Genomic DNA, 18,277 nt, shown 5'->3' on the forward strand with positions numbered 1-18,277 from the left:
AATACGGAAAATATACTGAATTTCTAATACAACACGCCGTATGCAGCTTTTATCCACAATGCTTAAAAAATCTGGATTACTGCTCAATAAGCACAGAAAATAGCAGCATGATTACACAAAAACACATTATTGACGATGAAATTATCTCGCTTGACGAGATTGACGACGCTGAAACTGCTCAAGTATTTTTGCAAGAAAAACTTGAACAAGTGTCCAACGAGCTTCAAGATGATTCTCTTGAAAGTAAAGAGTTGGGAAAACTGGGAGAAACATACGCCGCTTTGCGACTTATGCAAAAAGGGTGGCACGTTATTGACAGAAACTGGCATTGCCGCAATGGAGAGCTAGATTTGGTAATGATTACTCCAGAACAAAAATTGGTATTCGTAGAAGTAAAAACTCGAAGAAGCGTACGTTGTGGCACTCCACTTGAAGCAATTACTCAAGAAAAATGTAGCAAATTACGTACAACTGGTATGAAATGGCTGGAAGAATGCGGAAGCGACATACCTCATTACCGTATTCGATTTGATGCTGTATCAATTCTCGTTATTAACAAATACACTTATCCAGATTCTGCATATGAATTGCAATCCTTGGAAGAAATTGAAGATAATTCATCAATCCAATTCAAGCATGTTCAAGGAGCATTCTAATGCATATTGGAAACGCAACATCAATAGGACTTATTGGTCTTAAAGCTTTTACTATTCAGCTGCAAGCTTTTATATCTGGAAATATGCCAAACTTTTCTATTATCGGCTTACCTGACACTTCATTAAGCGAAGCAAGAAAGCGCGTTAAATCAGCTCATTTTGCGTTGCATTGCAAATGGCCTGAAGGAAGGATAACAGTAAACTTATCACCTGCTTCAATGCCAAAAAGCGGAGCATCATACGATTTAGCTATCGCAGCAAGCATACTAAGCGCAGAAAAGTATATTCCACTTACAGAATTAGAAAATACAATTATTTTAGGAGAACTAAATCTTGACGGGACAGTATTACCTATTCAAGGCATTCTTCCTATTGCACTTTACGCAAAAAAGATGCATTTTAAACGAATGATTATTCCACAAGAAAATCTTGCCGAAGCACAACTTGTAGATGGAATTGAATCTATTGGAATACACCATATTTTAGATTTAGTGACGCAATTGCATGGCAGTTTGAGCGAGGAATCATTAAAGCTTATTGAAGAAGACCCTGCGTATAAACATATGCAAGTTCTTGAACGAAATGGAAATTATAACAATGGAGAAGAAGATTATAATCCGTCAATTCACGAAGAAAGCACTTCCCCACTACAAATTGAACCAAAACATGAAATTGGAGATATGTCTGAAGTAATAGGGCAAGAACATACAAAATGGGCTCTACAAGTTGCTGCAGCTGGAGGACATCACGTGATGATGATTGGACCTCCAGGATCTGGAAAAACCATGCTAGCTTCACGAATACCAAGCATTATGTGTCCACTTAACGAACAAGAACAGCTTGAGGTTGCTTCAATTCGTTCACTTTGTGGCACACTTCCCTACTACGGAATTAGCAATATTCCACCATTTGAAGCACCTCACCATACTGCTTCAGCAGCTTCTCTTATTGGAGGAGGAACAGGAGTTGCAAAACCTGGGATTATTACTAGAGCACATTGCGGAGTGCTGTTTATGGATGAGGCTCCAGAGTTTTCTCCTAGAGTATTGCAAACCCTAAGAGAACCATTGGAATCAGGGCATATTGCTATTTCTCGTTCAAAAGGGACAACTCTTTATCCAGCTAAATTCCAGCTTGTTGTTGCTGCAAATCCTTGTCCTTGCGGATACGCATACGGAAATGGAGAACGATGCACTTGCAAAGAGCGCGAAAGAGCACGATATTTTTCACGCCTTTCAGGTCCAATTCTTGACCGTATCGATATTCAAATGGATGTGCCTCCAGTAGAACGAATTATTATTTCAAACCATCATCACGACAATGCACAAAACTCAGTTAAAAACACGTATCTGAATAGCAAAACAATGCGAGATAACGTAATAGAAGCTCGTAAAATTGCTCGCGACCGTTTTATAAAACAAGGCTGGGATTGCAACGCACAAGCATCTGGAACATGGCTTAGAAAATACACTTCACAGCAAGCTGTAGGACTTATCAACCGTGCATTAGAAAAGCATCAACTGAGTTTGCGCGGAGCAGATAGAGCATTGCGACTCGCGTGGACGCTTGCTGATCTTTCTGGACACACTTCACCAGACATGACAGACATTGCACAAGCTATCAGTTTAAGGACACGAATATGAATACTAAGAGCATAAACAACACGGATAACACTAAAGAAACCATTAGTACATCTAGCGATTTTTCTTCACCAGACGAAGAAACAATATCTCGTGCAATACTTACATTCTGCCTTGAAGGAGCGGATGCAATTATGTACACACTACTATTGGGATCTAAAAGCGCTAAAGAAATTGTTTCTCTATTAAAAACAATTGTGAAAAATTATACGAAACAACAATCAGCATGCTCAGCTCAACAAATGCAACTTCCAATTATTAGTGAAGTAGCAGATCAAGAAAACGATGCCAATTCTAAAACTTTTACCTCAAGAAAACGTAACAAAAATCAAGAATTAGTATCTACAATGTTAAGTTTCATAAAAAAACATAAAGAGCTTGCTCTCTTAGAAAATTATTTCAAGAAGGGCTTAACAGCGTGGGGTTATCACAACAATAATGCGCCTAAATCTTTAGAAGTGCTACACAATTCTATTTCAACATGGTGCGTTCGATTATTGCATTTGCCGACATGGAATAGTGAATCACTATGTCAATGGTTCACTTGTGGCGGAAAGCAATGGATTATTGCACCACACAGCAAATATTGGCCGAAACAATTACAAGATTTGGCTTTTCAGAGTCATTTCTCACCACCTTTATGCTTGTGGGGCGTAGGGAATCCACAAACATTAACACAATGTCATAATCCACTTGCTATTGTTGGTTCACGCTCTTGCACAGACTACGGAAGAGAACTCGCATATCAATTTGCTTATGATTGCGCTTCGAAAGGTCATACTGTTATTTCTGGTGGAGCGTACGGAATTGATGCAGCAGCACATTGGGGCGCATTAGATGCACAAGATATAGATGAAAATAAGCCTACAGGAAAAACCATTGCTGTATTTGCAGGAGGATTAAATCATATGGGCCCCAGATGCAATTATCAGCTTTTTGAACAAATTATTGCAAAAGGCGGAGTGTGTATTAGCGAACTATGCCCAGATACAACACCAGTAGGCCACAGATTTTTATTGCGAAATAGAATTATTGCAGCTCTAGCATCAAAAATTATAGTTGCTCAAGCAAGATTACAATCCGGAGCGCTAAATACTGCAACATGGGCAACGGATTTAAATCGCGAACTATACGCTATACCAGGAGATATCAATCAGCCTAATAATGCGGGATGCAACAAGCTAATACACGATTCACAAGCTATAATATTGTGTTCAACTCAAGATATAGATATTCTGTTTCCTCAATCTCATCACTACTTTGCTTATTCTCAACCTAAACCAGAAAAATTAAGTATAGACTATAAAAATTATGACAATACACAAAAACTAATTATCGACGCAATTACAACGTGCAAACGCAAACACGAACTTGCAAATGTTGACAGAATATACGAAATAATAAAAACTTCTTACAAAGAAAAACAATTAGATTACATACCATCTATTGCTGAAATTTCTGGAAAAATTGCATTGCTAGAATTGGAAGGAATTATTGTACAAAATAAAGAAAATTTAACATTATCACAGCAAAAAGTAGCGTAAAATAACGCGCTCAATACAAGATATGTGAGAAAATAAAAGTATGCAATCAAGCGAATACTACGATGTTATTATTGTTGGCGCTGGAGCTGCAGGATTATCTGCAGCACTAGGATTAATTAAATCCGAAGAATACGCATGCATGAAAAAAGAAGGAAAAACACCATCAATTTTAGTGATTTCTAAAGTGCCAGCATTGCGTTCACACACGGGTTCTGCTGAAGGAGGTATAGCAGCAAGCCTTGGGAATGTAGAGCACGACAAATGGCAATGGCATTATTATGACACAGTTCATGGCGGAGATTGGCTAAGCGATCAAGATGCAGCAAAGCTACTTGCAAAAGAAGCACCAAAAACAGTTATTCAGCTTGAACATGATGGCGTAGCATTTTCTCGAACACAAAATGGATATATTAACCAACGCCGTTTTGGTGGACATACTGCTAATTTTGGAAAGAATCCAATTGAACGTGCAGCTTTTGCTGCAGATCGTATTGGTCACCAAATTTTACATAGCTTATGGCAACAATGTGTTTCCGAGAATATTGTATTTGCTGAAGATTGTTACGTAACAGATGTTGCTATAAACGATCAAACTATGAGCGTTGAAGGAATTGTTGCATTTGATTTATCTGCAGGAAACTTGCGAGCAATAAAGTCTAGATTCCTACTTTTAGCTACAGGCGGATCGGGAAGATTATTTGCAACAACATCTAATTCGTGGGATTTAACAGGCGATGGCATGGCTTTAGCTTTAAAAGCAGGATTACAACTTGAAGACTGCGAGTTCATTCAATTCCACCCTACTGGACTAGCTCATACTGGTATTCTGCTTTCAGAAGCAGCAAGAGCTGAAGGCGGCGTGCTTAGGAACTCAAATGGCGAAGCTTTTATGAAAAAATACGATGAAGCACATGCAGATTTAGCTCCAAGAGATGTTGTTTCTCGTGCAATTGCCCAAGAAATTCGCGAAGGCAGAGGTGTAAACGATTCAACAACCACGCAACAAAGCAATTCACATAACGATTGCGTTTGGCTAGATATGACACATATCAGCCGAGAAAATATGTTAGAATACTTGCCACAAGTCACAGAAACTATTGAAAAATATGCTCATCTTGACCCAACTTGCGATTTAGTCCCAATTCGTCCTACAGCTCACTACACAATGGGCGGAATACCGATAACTTTGGATGGAAAAGTATATAGATGGCAAAATAACAACCAAACTATTGTTTATGGTTTATACGCTGCCGGAGAATGCTCATGCGTAGGAGTGCACGGAGCTAATCGATTAGGAGGAAACTCCTTGCTTGACGCATGCCTTTTTGGAAATCGCGCGGGAGCAACAATAGCAAAAGAATTGAAAAACTTAAACAAGGATGACGAAACTAACAGTAACAAAACCAACGAAACCAACGAAACCAATAAAACTTTCTCAAATAATACTGCACTACAAGTCTTATATAAACAAAGAAATAATGAACTTAATCAGCTTATGGAAACAAGTGCGAAGCAAGCTACAGATTTTACAAACAACAGCTATAACGGCGAGTCTTCACAAATAGAAGAAGATAATCCTTATAAATTATTTGCAGATTTAGGAAAAATCATGGAAAACGCTGTTGCAATATCATGTGACGAACAATCAATTAAAAAAGCACTCAATGACATACAAGAATTTATAGATCCTAAAATTCAATCATTACACATCCATAGCAATAATTTAGTTTTTAACCAAGAAATTACTGCAATATGGGAAATAAAGAACATGTCACTACTTGCAAAAGCAGCATTGCAATCTTCACTTGCTAGACATGAATCTAGAGGTGCTTTCTTTAGAAGAGACTATCCAAAACATGATATTTCTTCATTGCCACAACACTCGTTCATTGACTTTGATGGAAACTTGGCAAAAAAGTCAGTGAATATTATTGATTTTAAACAAGATAGTAAAGGAGATTTTTATACTGAAAATAGCATAATTTAAAACTATTATTACTATTTTCATATATAAATATTTTGAAAATTCGTAATTTTTTCAACACGCCGAAGCGAAGAAGAAAAAAAGATGTTATAGTCTTATCTGTTGTCTAAAACACCTGTCCGGGTGGCGGAATGGTAGACGCGCTAGCTTGAGGTGCTAGTGCCTATTTGTTACAGGCGTGCGGGTTCAACTCCCGCTCCGGACACGAAAAAACCTTGCTGGAAAACCAGCAAGGTTTTATTGTTTTTTAACACAAAAATGGGCTAGCTAAGACATTCTTAGTTAGCCCTAAAGTTTAATTAAGCAGCATTTGAATGCAGGTGGAAACGAATCTCACCAGAATTTGGCGCATAAACAGATGCACCAAAAGCAATAATCGTACCAAACTTATCTTTTACAGTAGAATAAGCTGTAATTGCAGGAGTTCCAACTTCAAGGTTAAGTACTGCTGCAAGCCTGTCACATAGATTTTCTATATGCACAGACACTTCATTTTCTACAAGTTGAACAGCGTACGCTTTAAGCAAAAAATCAGATAACGACTCATCTGAAAAATCATGCGTCAAAATTTTAGGAAAACGAGAAGCAGGCAAATAGAGCACACTATAACGCGATAAAACATCGTCAACATAACGCAAGCGTTTCAAACATATCAATTCATCTACTGGATCAAGGCCTAAACGAGCAGCAGCATCTTCATCATGAATAACATCGTTTTCAATAACTTTTATTCTAATTTTTGCATCATTAGAATAAGTCTGCTCGTAAAATCCTTGCGCACGATCAGAAATTACTTCTTGACTATAACTAGGAATAATTGAAGAAGCTCGAAATGTTCCTCTACCCTGCTCACGAACAAGTAATCCTTCAGTAATAAGGTTATCGACTGCATGCCTCAAAGTAATACGGCTCACATTGTATTGTTTGCACAATTCAATTTCAGGAGGTAATTGTTCGTTCGCTTCCATAGAATCAATGCGAGCGCGTAGATTATCTCGCACAGCAAAGTATTTAGGCACACCTTCGACCATTATCACTCTCCCCTAGCTAAACGCTAATATGAAAAAGCCGTTGATACTAGTTTGTGTAAAACACAGCATAGTAACAACGGCTCATGCAAAACTAATAACTCTGTTATCCTACCAGTCATACAATAAAATGTACAAATAAATAAGAAAATGAGTAAAAAAATTTTTAATTTTTATATGTATATACAATTATTTAATTGTATTTTTATTTTCTTTACTTATTTTATTTCTTCAACCTTTTCAAAATTATTAGAATCGCGTTTATTCATCAATATCGAAACAGAATAGAACAATATTAGTGCAATAAGTATTACAGAAATTAAAACAGTACGACCACCGACAATATTTGCGTGACCAAGTATTACACCAAATACACCATAATCCGCATCAGAATATGTAGAATTTGCGCTTCCCAAATCGCCAAGCACTGGCAAAAGGAACAACGGAAGGAAAGTAATAAAAAGACCATTAATAAATGATGCAGTCAAGCAACCACGTATTCCACCTTGACCATTACCGAATACTCCTGCAGCACCACCAGCCATGAAATGCGCAACAATTCCAGGAATAATAATTGTCGTTCCCAAAATCGCCATAAGCGTCATTCCAAGCAAACCGCCAAAGAAACTAGCTAAGAAACCAATAAGAACAGCATTAGGAGCAAAGCCAAAAGTCATTGGTGCATCTAAAGCAGGACGCGCATTTTTAACAAGCTTTTCCGATATTCCCTTAAAAGCTGGAACAATTTCGTCAAGAACAATCTGCACGCCTGCAAGAATAATATAAACACCTGCAGCAAAAGTTGCAGCCTTCAACATAACAAAAACAATGAAGTTTTGACCATTAGATAAATGTGTTTCGACATACGAAGATCCAGCAAAAAGTGCCACTACTATATAAATAACAGCCATAGAAAGCGTGATAAGAACTGTTGTATCACGCAAGAATCCCAATGCTGCTGGGAATTTAATATCCTCAGTTGACTTAGAAGGACGCTTTTTTGAAGCAGTAAGCTTTGCAATTAACGCACCTAAAGCAACACCAGTACCAGCAGGATGTCCTAAAGCAACATCATCTTTGCCTGAAGCTTTCTTCATAAACGGCTGCACCAGTGCTGGAGAAATTGTCGTAAACAATCCTTGAGCAATTGAACCCCATAAAAGAACTTCCCACATGCTAAATCCTGCAACATTAAATATAACTGCAAGCATACTTGCCATATAGAAAGCTACGTGACCCGTTAAATAGATAAATTTAAAACGAGAAGTAATAGAAAGAATAATATTAACAATCATTCCAAAGAAGAAAATAAGCGCAGATTCAGAGCCATACTTCAATAAAACAGTTCCAATAATTGCTTCATTATTCGGCACTACGCCTTGCACATGAAATGCGTATTGAAACATTTTGCCAAAGGGGTTCAACGCTTCAGTAATAACTCCAGAACCAGCTGCTAAAACAAGAAAACCAACAAGAGTACGGATTGATCCTTGCAAAATATCCGAGAATTTCTTTCTTTGCACTGCAAGCCCAATAAAAGAAATAAGCGCAACTATAACAGATGGCTGTCTGAAAATATCGAGCAGTACTGACAGAATTCCGTCCACGTAACTCTCCTTACCATATTAATCGATATAGTTTGAGCGGCTTACGCAATTATTGGCGGCAAAAATATCTTACAAACTTCGCAAACGATACCGTAGGCGAAACTATTCGAAATACACGATTAGTTTCGTAGCACAGTAAAACTACACATACAAAATTCACGGTTCCGCAATGAAGCAAAGTAGTAAGAGCTACTACGAGCAGTAGTTTTTATACCCAGCCAACAACTACTGTTACAGCTCATACTGTTGTTTCATGTCAAATTCATTATATCGTTTAAACATTATAAACAATTAAAATAACACTATTTATAACGAAAGTATTTATTAAATATCAATAAAATTCGAAATTTTTACCTGTTTTTAGAAAATTCGACACACCAATATACAGAAAAAAGCACTCCATTTTCACGAAGTGCTTTATAAAATCAGTAATTATTACAGTTTTTAATGAAAATAAACATATGTTTTACTGTATAAACATATGTTTATATTTCGGTCAATAATTCTCATCAAAAACTGTCACTCCCACTTTTTCAAATATACAATACATATAAAACTGCTGAGTAAAATATTTTTAATTTTTAGCACAGTTCATACCACATAATTGTTTTTATCGTTTTTGAGTGCAAAACTATTAAATTTTTCGATTTATTTCGTAAATGTGAATTGTCTTACATATGTCTAATTAGAGTATGACTTTTATTTTTACTCAATTAGAAGTTTTTATCCATTCTATAGCTAGTTGCACGCGATCACGCATCCCCAGTTTTGCAAGAATACGAGAGACAGCTTTTTTGGCTGAATCAGGTTCAATAAAAAGCTTCTCAGCAATTTCTGCATTATTGAGACCACATGACACAAGGCTTACTATTTCAATTTCATGTTCTGTTAGAGCATCAAATTTAGCTCTAGCTATTTGCACATCTTGACTTGCACTGATTTGAGAAACATGACGAGCTAATATCTTTCCTGTTATTCTTGGAGTTAGCACAGCATCTCCTGCATTAATAGCTTCAATAGCAGATATAAGTTGCGGTCCGCGCACATCCTTTAGTAGGAAACCGGAAGCTCCAGAACTTAGCATTTTAAATGCATAGTCGTCATAATCATAAGTAGTAAGTGCAAGAATCTTAATATTTCTGTATTTAGTTTTAATATGTTTTGTCGCAATGATCCCATTCATAACAGGCATCCTAATATCCATAATTATTATTTCCGGCAACTGCTCACCCGATGCAGATAACCTTTCAAGCATATCTAATGCAACTAGCCCGTTTTCACAAGATCCTATGACAGTACATGTAGCAGATTTGTTAATTATCATTGAAAATCCATAACGGATAGCTTTCTGATCATCGACAATAATAACTCGGATTTTTTTGCGATCAATCATAGATATTTTCCTTTGGTATAATTGCATGCACTCTCCAGCCACCTCTAGCATAGACCCCTGCAGTAATAGAGCCTCCAATACTGACTAAATCAGCAGCGATATGAGCAAGACCATAACCAGTAGACGGAGTCTGTTCATGAATACCCATCTGTTTGCCATTATCAATTACAACAACTTCGAGTTCTCCTTTCAACGTTATGGTGATTTGAACACTAATTTCTGTAGCATGTGTAGCATGTTTCAAAGTATTCGTTATAGATTCGCGAATAATCCTGTATGCCCATTGAATTTGAACCCCCACTTCTGGAACTACTGGTGTTATTTCTAGCTGTGCACGTATTCCAAGTTTATTGATTCCTGCAACCAGTTCTTCAATATCGGTAATAGAATGTTCCTTATTACTATCTTGTTCTCCACCAGATATCGAGTTAACTAGAGTTCTCGTTTGCCGTAAGCCACTTCTAGCATATTCGTTGATAAGTTTCACTATTTCATGCTGTTTCACATCTAAATCATCATCTACTTGCAGACCCTCAGTGAGGCTAATAATTGCGGTAAGACAATGTCCAACAGAATCGTGTAGCACAGTTGCCATTCTCGTAGCTTTCTCATTAACTCGTGCTTGGGATTCACTCTCATGTAGTTCAGATAATATGGCTTGTTCTTGTTGTTTCTCTCTGACCTGATTTGCTCTCATTCGTATTAGAGCAGCAGTTAGAGATGTAAATACAAAAACAGAAATGGCAGGAATAATTAATTTCCTGCCGAAGACTACATATCCATAAAGAGTTGATAAGACAACTCCAGCACCTAAGGCTAATATACCTATTAACATTTTTCGCATATCAAGCAAACATATACCTGAAGAAGCCAGAATATACATGGTAAGCAATCCAATATTTACATCTCCACAATAGGCAGATATACTAGCGGCCATAAGAGATAAAGCAACAGAAATATGCCAATATCGGCGCCTACCAAATACTGCAATAGAAGTTAGCACAACCGTCATCCACACTATAATCGGATCAGCATCACTACGTAATCCAATTATTATTTGATAGATAGTCGAAAGTATTCCAATAATCCATACCGGCTCAGAGTTATTTATCCAAGCTGCATATATTTGGTCAAAGAACCCAAGCCGGTAACTACTTGAGGATATTCGTCTAGCGTTATAATCGTGATGAAATAAAGCTTTCTCACGCATATAAGTGCTCATAGCCTTGCTCGTTTGAATTGAACCTTTATGAATATCATTCCTAAAATTATCCACATTAGATTCATCATAACAGAGATAACAATCGAACCTACCGCATAAAAATCACCTATACAACGTACAGCACTTGCATACGCAAGAAGAGCCGGTGGATAAACAACAGATAATGCGGGTGCAACAATAGCCATTCCAAATCCTATGAGTGATGAAACCAACACAACTGTAACAATTGAAGAAAATCCTGAAAGGCGAACCCCAATACCCACTACAATCAGTTGCCAAGCTGTCATCGCTAATGCAATCGCAAATAAACGAGGAACTAGAGAAAATACATCAGAAATATGAAAATGAAGAAATATGCCAGCAACAAGTTGTAAAGTGCCAAACAGCAATACAGAAAACATAGAAATAACAAAGGAATGAAGCGTCAATGTTGTAATATACTTATTAACAACTCCAATAGCCTTTAAACGAGCAATATTACGGCCATTATGCTCATTAGACATTTTCTGCGCTTGCAGTGCACCAAGCAATATAGGAAAGAATAATGTCGTTGGCAACAACGCAGACTGACCCCATACTGCTAAATAGGTAACTCCTTGAGCCTTGAACTCTGCTTCATATGACTCATATTGACTAATTCCCATAAGCAATCCAAGAAAAGACGTACACAATAAAGCAATCCAATACCAAGTAATGTTATTTTTCCTACATTCCCAAGCAAATGTTTTTTTTATCATTGTTCCACCTTTCTAATTTTAATCAAAAACATGCACACACTAGACCAGAAAATCCCAACAATCACTGCTACTACGCCAAACAGTAGTGCTTCGGAGCTAATAGTAACCACGCCACCAGTTGAACCAAGTACCGGATTCGCAGCACTAACAATACCCCAAGGCAAAATCCAAGATAAATAATTTAAACCAGCAAATGGAAGTGCAGATGTACCTATAGCAGCAACCACAGCCATTCCAAGAGTCACACCTTGTTGTGAAAATTGTGTAGCAGCCCATGTATGTATAGCACTTACAGCAATCGCATCTCCTACCAGTGCAAGTAAAGCAGATAATGATATTATTGTAATGTTGTTTGGTCTATTAAATCCATATATTAACGATGATACGAGCGCTAATGCCAAAATGAAAACAGCAACTAGCGTAGTAATCATTATAGTTACAACAAGATTTGCACCAAACTGGCGACTAGCAGAAATTCCCATAGAACGCAGTTTAGTATCCATACCACCATCACGCGATGTGGTTACCACCCTAGAGGCGACAATTGCAGCAATAATCGGTAACACGTAGATAGCTAACATCATCACCTCATTCAATGCTAGCAAATAAAGGTGAATCTCTTTGGGGCCACGAGCACGTTTAGCAAGCGCTGCACCCAACCATAAGCCAACAACAGCAATGAATAATAATGTAATCAGCAAAATCTGTCGATGACGCAAACTTTTTAGCGTTAAAATAAACTGCTTCATTTTGCGACCACCTTTGATGTGTAAATTGGATCTGTTAGTTCTAAGAATGCTTCTTCCAAAGATTGACGAACCATTTGTACCCTATATACTTTCACATTTTGATTCACAAGATGTGCAACCAAATTTGCTACTACTTCATTAGATATAATTGGCAATATTAGGGATCTACTAGTCTCTTCCACTTTATAATCAATACCACAATTAGATAATAGAACTACTGCAGATTGCATATCAGAAACTTGTAGTTGCAAGTACCCTGCAGAACAAATATCCTGCATACGCCCCTCAAAGCGTAAAGTTCCTGCTGAGATAATCCCCACATAATCAGCCATCTGTTCAATTTCAGAAAGTATATGAGATGAAATCATCACCGTCGTACCACGGTTATGCGCCCAATTAACAATTAGCTGACGCATTTCTACTACACCAGCAGGATCTAAACCATTTGTTGGCTCATCTAAAATCAACACAGGTGGATTCGCTGCCAAAGCTAGCGCTATACCTAGACGCTGCTTCATTCCTAAAGAAAACGCTTTCACTGGTTTTTTACCAGTTATACCTGAAAGCCCAACCATGTCGAGTGCTTCTCGACCTTGAGCACGAACAATGCCAAGATAATCGCAAACCAAATCAACGTTCTCTAAGGCACTTAAATTAGGATAAAATGCCGGACCTTCTATCAACGATCCTACCAATAACCCCGGCAACACTTTCTTAGAGCTACCATTACTTGCAGAATTCCGAAACTCTACAATCTGACCACTTGAAGGTTTAACAAGACCAAGCAACATCTTCATAGTTGTTGATTTGCCAGCACCATTTGGTCCAAGAAAACCATAGATGCTTCCACGTGGAACATGAATAGACAAATCCCGCACTACAGCCTGATCACCATAGACTTTTGATAGTCTACAAGTTTCAATTGCGTACTTAGACATTAATATCTCCATTCATTTGTGATTTGTAATAATTTCGATACATTTCGCTACTATTCAATAGCTGCGAATGTGTACCAATTTCTGGTGATGCAATATCACTGAAAAATATAACTTTGTCTTGCGGTTTCAACATTCGCAAGTTGTGCGTAACTAACATAATTGATAATTGTTTGTTGTTTTTAAGATTCGAATGAATAGTTTTTATAAGTTCTTGATTTAACCCAATATAAGGCTCATCCAAAAAAACCCATCCGTTTTGAGCCGAAACAAGAGCGCGAGCAATAGCTAATCTCTTTTTTTCTCCACTTGACAAATTAGAAGCATTTTCCAACAATAAGGAATCCAATTTTAAAGGAAATTCTTTTATACGTTGATCTAAAGAAACTATTTCCAGTGCCGACCAAAGTAAGTTAGCATCTTTTTTATCATATTCACCCACAAGAAATTCTCGGATGGTGGATCCGCCTAAAGGTGTATCAGCTAACGAAACTCCAACTTTATCGTTAAAACTACTCGGCTGATACAACAGACCTTGATGAGGTATTAAACCAAGCAGAGTCTTAATAAAGGTTGTTTTTCCAATACCAGATCTGCCTATTAGAAATACCTTCTCTCCAGGAGTGAAATGAATAGTCCCATAATCTAAATGTTTATTTCCTGGTAAAGTTACACTCAAATTTGTAGCAACTAATTCAGAGCTAGAAGAATCTTCGACAAATAATTGTTTAGGTTGCGTAGCAGTAAGGTCATTATTCCTATCTAGATTTTGTCGTACAGTTACATATCCAGTAAACGAGTTAAGCACATCTTTTAATCCTGATACAGATAGTGCTGCACATGATTGTATCATTAGCATTTCACCCAGGTTAACACTGCCCATTTTGAAACAAAATGCTAGATAAACGGCCAGAAAAATATTTGAAGCATATGTGAAAAAAGAAGAGAACGACTGAGCTAACGTAACTAGTTTTGTTAGCGATAGATAACTAGACGTTAGTGAATCATTTAATTGAATCCATTTATCTGCAATATAATTGGTTTTACGAGTAGAAATAAGAACAGCAATATCTTCAATATCATGTTGAATTCTAGTTGATAAGTTTTGCTGAGATTGAATAAAATCAAACGTCAATTCTTTTTGTCTATTAACAATGAAATAGTTAATGGTTGCAAAAAAAGCTAACCCTAAAAGTAGAACGACTGAAATAATAGGGGTAAAATAGGCTATGAATCCAAGAAGGACAGTAGAAGATATAGCTGAAAACAGTTGAGGAATGATTGCCTTTTGTAGCGTATCACGCACCGTAGTGCGTAAAGCTAACTTCTCGATTAAAGCACCTATGCTGGAACGTTCGAAATAAGATAATGGCTGTTGTGTCATTGATTTGATTAGACGATTTGAATAAGCCCTATCAAAATCTCTAGCCCCTTTTTCTAATGCTTTTACCTGCACAAAATAATTCAATACAGTAATTAGCCCTATACACCCTACTGCTATAAACAAATAGTTAAAACTATTGTTTTTCTCAACTATACAACGCAATAACGCAGCGTATAATAATGAAACACCTTGAATACAAATAAAAGAAAGCAGCATCCACAAAAAACCAGTTTTTGAAAATAAAGAAAAAACATTAGTTTTTTTCACAGGATCTTTTTTATCGATTTTCACTTTTGATGAAGAATCTTTAGAAATCGACAACACTGTTCCTGAAAAAATTCTACTAAGTTCATCAATACGAATACGTCTTATACCGTATGCTGGATCGTTTATAACTAAAAACTCTTTTTTTACTTTTGATAGCACAACATAATGATTGTTGATCAAATGTAAAATCAAGATTGAATCACTTTGCTTGGCATATTCCAACAACTCTAAAGAATTAATACGATATGCTTTTAACAGTAGACCATATTTTTCACATAAAGATCGCAAACTAGATGCTCGTAATCCATCAGACTCAAATAGGTAGTGTTCAGGATTAATCGAATATGGATCTCTGCTAATCCCATAAACAGACAAAACCATGGCAAAACATGCGAGTAAACAATCTTTTTCTGACTGTTGTTTAATCATTTTCATTTGCATCACTCCTTACTGGAATAAGAGGAAACAAAGTTGCTTTGTCATTAGAGAGTTCATCGAGGAACAATTTAATCCCTGCTAGTCCTGTCATAAGTCCTAAAGATTGAAAACGATTATTACCGAACCCACATCCAAAATCAACAATATAACGTAGGAATAGTTTAATCTGACGACTCAATTCAACACTTTGATTTACAGATAAAAGACCTTGCTTATCAAGAAATATTAGCAACTTAAGGTTACCTGAAATGCCATGGCACATAGAAAAACTTGTTAATGAATAAAAGCTAGAAAGAATATGTTGAATCCCTAAATGAATTTCTTCACGAGCTTTTTGACGTTCAAAATAATCTAGAAATCCTACTGTTTTATCCAATTCCAATAATAAATATCGGCTAAGAACCATACCAGTTGTTCCATTACACCAGTTAGCAGTTGGAATTGATGGAATATGACGCGTATCCACCCATAAACCACTTGCATTTATAAATGAATCATCTGTCTTTATAGCTTTTAATCCAAGATCGACGTATTCTTCGTTATGGAGAACTATTCCAGCCTTAAGAAGCGACAATCCTATGCCAGCATTACCATGCGCAAAGCTGGCATTAGCTTTTCTTACTTCATTTCCGATAGGCCATCGCAAAATCCCTTCTTCACAGATCATTTTTTTCTTTAAACTGTATGCAGCTTCTTGAATAAGAACATGCGTATAATCAGTGTGCATATCAGCCAAAGAAAAAATAAAACCCGCGTTCCCTCCAAGAACATCATGAACACTATCTTTTCGAACACAATTCAAGATTTCATTAATATTGCACGATAAAAATCGATTACGATCTTCACCAACAATCAAACGAGACATATAACTCAAATAAACTGAACTAGATGTAAATTGACCATTCTTATCATCGGGAAGACTATTTTTAAGAACAGTCTCAATACCGTCTCTTCCAGAATATAAATTACTGGAAACAACATCAATAACTAGATTGTCCCGATCATCAACATTGGCTCCAAACCAATATCTATTCTTCGAATTATGTTTATCAATTACAGCATACTTTGTAAAGAATTCTTCAATACTAAAAGATAAATCGGAAGCTATCTGTGTTTGTGACTTTAGCGCAATTAAACTATTTTTTTTGCAAGTCTCACAATAGGTTATCCATTGCGTGTTTTGCACTGTAGCTACACCTTTAAGAGAAAACTCAATCACATCAACTTGAAATTTAAGATCTTTTGTATTCAGCCTTTCAAGTTGTTGTTTCATTAAAGTCATAGGAGTCAAAGAAAGCTCACATAGTAGCTGTTTATTCCCACCATAAAGATCTTTTGAATTTGCTCTACAGTAAAAAGACGGAATAAGTCCAACTTCTAGAACCGAACGCTCGTAGTCAACTAAATTTGAAGATAAAATACCATACTTCTTTTCGCAAAAAATCTTCCAAATATATTCCTTACGTTCTTGAAAACGATATGATTTCAACGCCTCTATAACAGCAGCATATTCTCGGGTATTACGTAATAAAATTCTACTTTCTATAGATGTAGCAACACTTTCTAACTTAGCAATCAACTCCTTACGCACTTTAAGAATAGCTGTATACGTATAATGAAAACCATCTAATATATCATCGTAATAATCTTCCCATGCCAAATTTTCTTCACCATCATATTTACTTAAGAAGGGAGAGGCAGTGTTAGTAGAGACTATTCTATCTTTTCTCTCAAACCTCATATCTAAAGTTCCTATATCAACCAGTTCCTTAACAGATCTAAGTATTCTCTTTGAAGATATAGCACCAACATCATCACGCTCAGATTGATTTGCAGCTAGTGGAAGCATTCCTGTCATAAGAACACTGTTATTTATCCGCTTCAATAGTTTATAATTAAAACTAACATCATTCTTGCGATAACTTTCATTTATATTTAACGCACCTAGTGTCTCATAATCAATAATTACAGGATATTCTCCATGAGCAATAATATTTTCATAATGCAAATCGCTCATACGCAACGCATAAGCCAAACACATAATTTGTCCAAATCTCCGGTAGTATCTTGAAGCCTGTTCTTTTGATGATAATGGTTTGCGATCAATAGATTCATACCAAGAATGATCCCCCAAATTTAAACTTTTTGGCCAAACCAAATCCAATATTTTCTCATCTTCAGATATTAAGCTCCATAGAACTTCCAATACTTGTAAATTACCATTTGAGCCACGCTTCAAATACAACTTAAAGTCTTTTGATTCTACTAGGAAAGAAGGAGGTGTTTCATGTAAATCACCGCAAACTTTAGTTAATATTTTATTATTCTTATTGAAAGAATAATTGAAAACCTTGTTTATCTGATGAACATCACTATGCAAACAACCTGTAACCCATTTTTTATATTCTTTCTTTTTTAATTCTAGTTTTGCTACATTTTCTAGCCTATGCCTTGCTAAATGCATGAATTCTGAAAAGAAAGTATCATCATGCTCTAAACGACTGATGAAATCAGCAAAAGACGGTTTCCCATTCTTGGCTTTATAGTTCGCTAGGAACAGTACTATCGTTGGCCCAAGCACATGCTCCAGCTCCAGATTAGAAGTATCTATAAGACGAATATCAGCACTTCTAACTTTTTCGAATACACCATTAAACTGATATAGCTCATTGGTTTCATCAGTAACCATTTTA

Annotated in this window: 13 protein-coding genes and 1 tRNA gene; 5 read left to right on the top strand and 9 right to left on the bottom strand. The window is 36.5% G+C overall.

Annotated elements, in window-relative coordinates:
• Positions 1-107: 107 nt before the first annotated feature.
• From P0108_RS05880 to P0108_RS05900, 5 genes are all read left to right on the top strand, one after another.
• Entirely contained in the window at positions 108-656 is a 549-nt protein-coding gene (locus P0108_RS05880) for a YraN family protein (protein ID WP_116431760.1), read from the top strand.
• Positions 656-2,299: a YifB family Mg chelatase-like AAA ATPase gene (locus P0108_RS05885; RefSeq protein WP_473730862.1), complete on the top strand. Its 1,644-nt coding sequence runs from the start codon at positions 656-658 to the stop codon at positions 2,297-2,299. The genes P0108_RS05880 and P0108_RS05885 overlap by 1 nt, the downstream gene beginning before the upstream one ends.
• Positions 2,296-3,840 (top strand): DNA-processing protein DprA, encoded by a 1,545-nt coding sequence (dprA, locus tag P0108_RS05890; protein ID WP_004111365.1) that lies wholly within the window; start codon positions 2,296-2,298, stop codon positions 3,838-3,840. Before P0108_RS05885 ends, dprA begins: the two co-directional genes overlap by 4 nt.
• A gap of 40 nt (positions 3,841-3,880) precedes the next feature.
• Positions 3,881-5,827: an FAD-binding protein gene (locus tag P0108_RS05895; RefSeq protein ID WP_004111364.1), complete on the top strand. Its 1,947-nt coding sequence runs from the start codon at positions 3,881-3,883 to the stop codon at positions 5,825-5,827.
• A gap of 114 nt (positions 5,828-5,941) precedes the next feature.
• A tRNA-Leu gene (locus tag P0108_RS05900) sits at positions 5,942-6,029 on the top strand.
• Positions 6,030-6,123: 94 nt separating this feature from the next.
• Here the strand turns inward: P0108_RS05900 and P0108_RS05905 are convergent.
• From P0108_RS05905 to P0108_RS05945, 9 genes are all read right to left on the bottom strand, one after another.
• Positions 6,124-6,855: a GntR family transcriptional regulator gene (locus P0108_RS05905; RefSeq protein WP_473730863.1), complete on the bottom strand. Its 732-nt coding sequence runs from the start codon at positions 6,853-6,855 to the stop codon at positions 6,124-6,126.
• Between the two features lie 215 nt (positions 6,856-7,070).
• Positions 7,071-8,459, bottom strand: coding sequence for a PTS ascorbate transporter subunit IIC (locus tag P0108_RS05910; protein ID WP_116440596.1), 1,389 nt, complete (start codon positions 8,457-8,459; stop codon positions 7,071-7,073).
• 709 nt (positions 8,460-9,168) lie between these two features.
• A complete protein-coding gene (locus tag P0108_RS05915; RefSeq protein ID WP_004111361.1) occupies positions 9,169-9,852 on the bottom strand; it encodes a response regulator in 684 nt (227 codons plus the stop codon).
• Positions 9,845-11,128 carry a sensor histidine kinase gene (locus tag P0108_RS05920; protein ID WP_157754340.1) on the bottom strand — a complete coding sequence of 428 codons (1,284 nt, stop codon included), beginning with the start codon at positions 11,126-11,128 and terminating at the stop codon, positions 9,845-9,847. Before P0108_RS05920 ends, P0108_RS05915 begins: the two co-directional genes overlap by 8 nt.
• On the bottom strand, positions 11,071-11,811 hold the full coding sequence (locus tag P0108_RS05925; protein WP_004111359.1) for a hypothetical protein: 741 nt from the start codon (positions 11,809-11,811) through the stop codon (positions 11,071-11,073). The genes P0108_RS05920 and P0108_RS05925 overlap by 58 nt, the downstream gene beginning before the upstream one ends.
• Positions 11,808-12,560 (bottom strand): ABC transporter permease, encoded by a 753-nt coding sequence (locus tag P0108_RS05930; protein ID WP_004111358.1) that lies wholly within the window; start codon positions 12,558-12,560, stop codon positions 11,808-11,810. The genes P0108_RS05925 and P0108_RS05930 overlap by 4 nt, the downstream gene beginning before the upstream one ends.
• Positions 12,557-13,438: an ATP-binding cassette domain-containing protein gene (locus tag P0108_RS05935; RefSeq protein ID WP_421783139.1), complete on the bottom strand. Its 882-nt coding sequence runs from the start codon at positions 13,436-13,438 to the stop codon at positions 12,557-12,559. Before P0108_RS05935 ends, P0108_RS05930 begins: the two co-directional genes overlap by 4 nt.
• 52 nt (positions 13,439-13,490) lie before the next feature.
• A complete protein-coding gene (locus tag P0108_RS05940) occupies positions 13,491-15,581 on the bottom strand; it encodes a cysteine peptidase family C39 domain-containing protein (protein ID WP_004111355.1) in 2,091 nt (696 codons plus the stop codon).
• Positions 15,568-18,273 carry a DUF4135 domain-containing protein gene (locus P0108_RS05945; protein WP_116440595.1) on the bottom strand — a complete coding sequence of 902 codons (2,706 nt, stop codon included), beginning with the start codon at positions 18,271-18,273 and terminating at the stop codon, positions 15,568-15,570. Before P0108_RS05945 ends, P0108_RS05940 begins: the two co-directional genes overlap by 14 nt.
• Positions 18,274-18,277: the final 4 nt, after the last annotated feature.

Source organism: Gardnerella sp. c10Ua_244 (assembly GCF_055818055.1).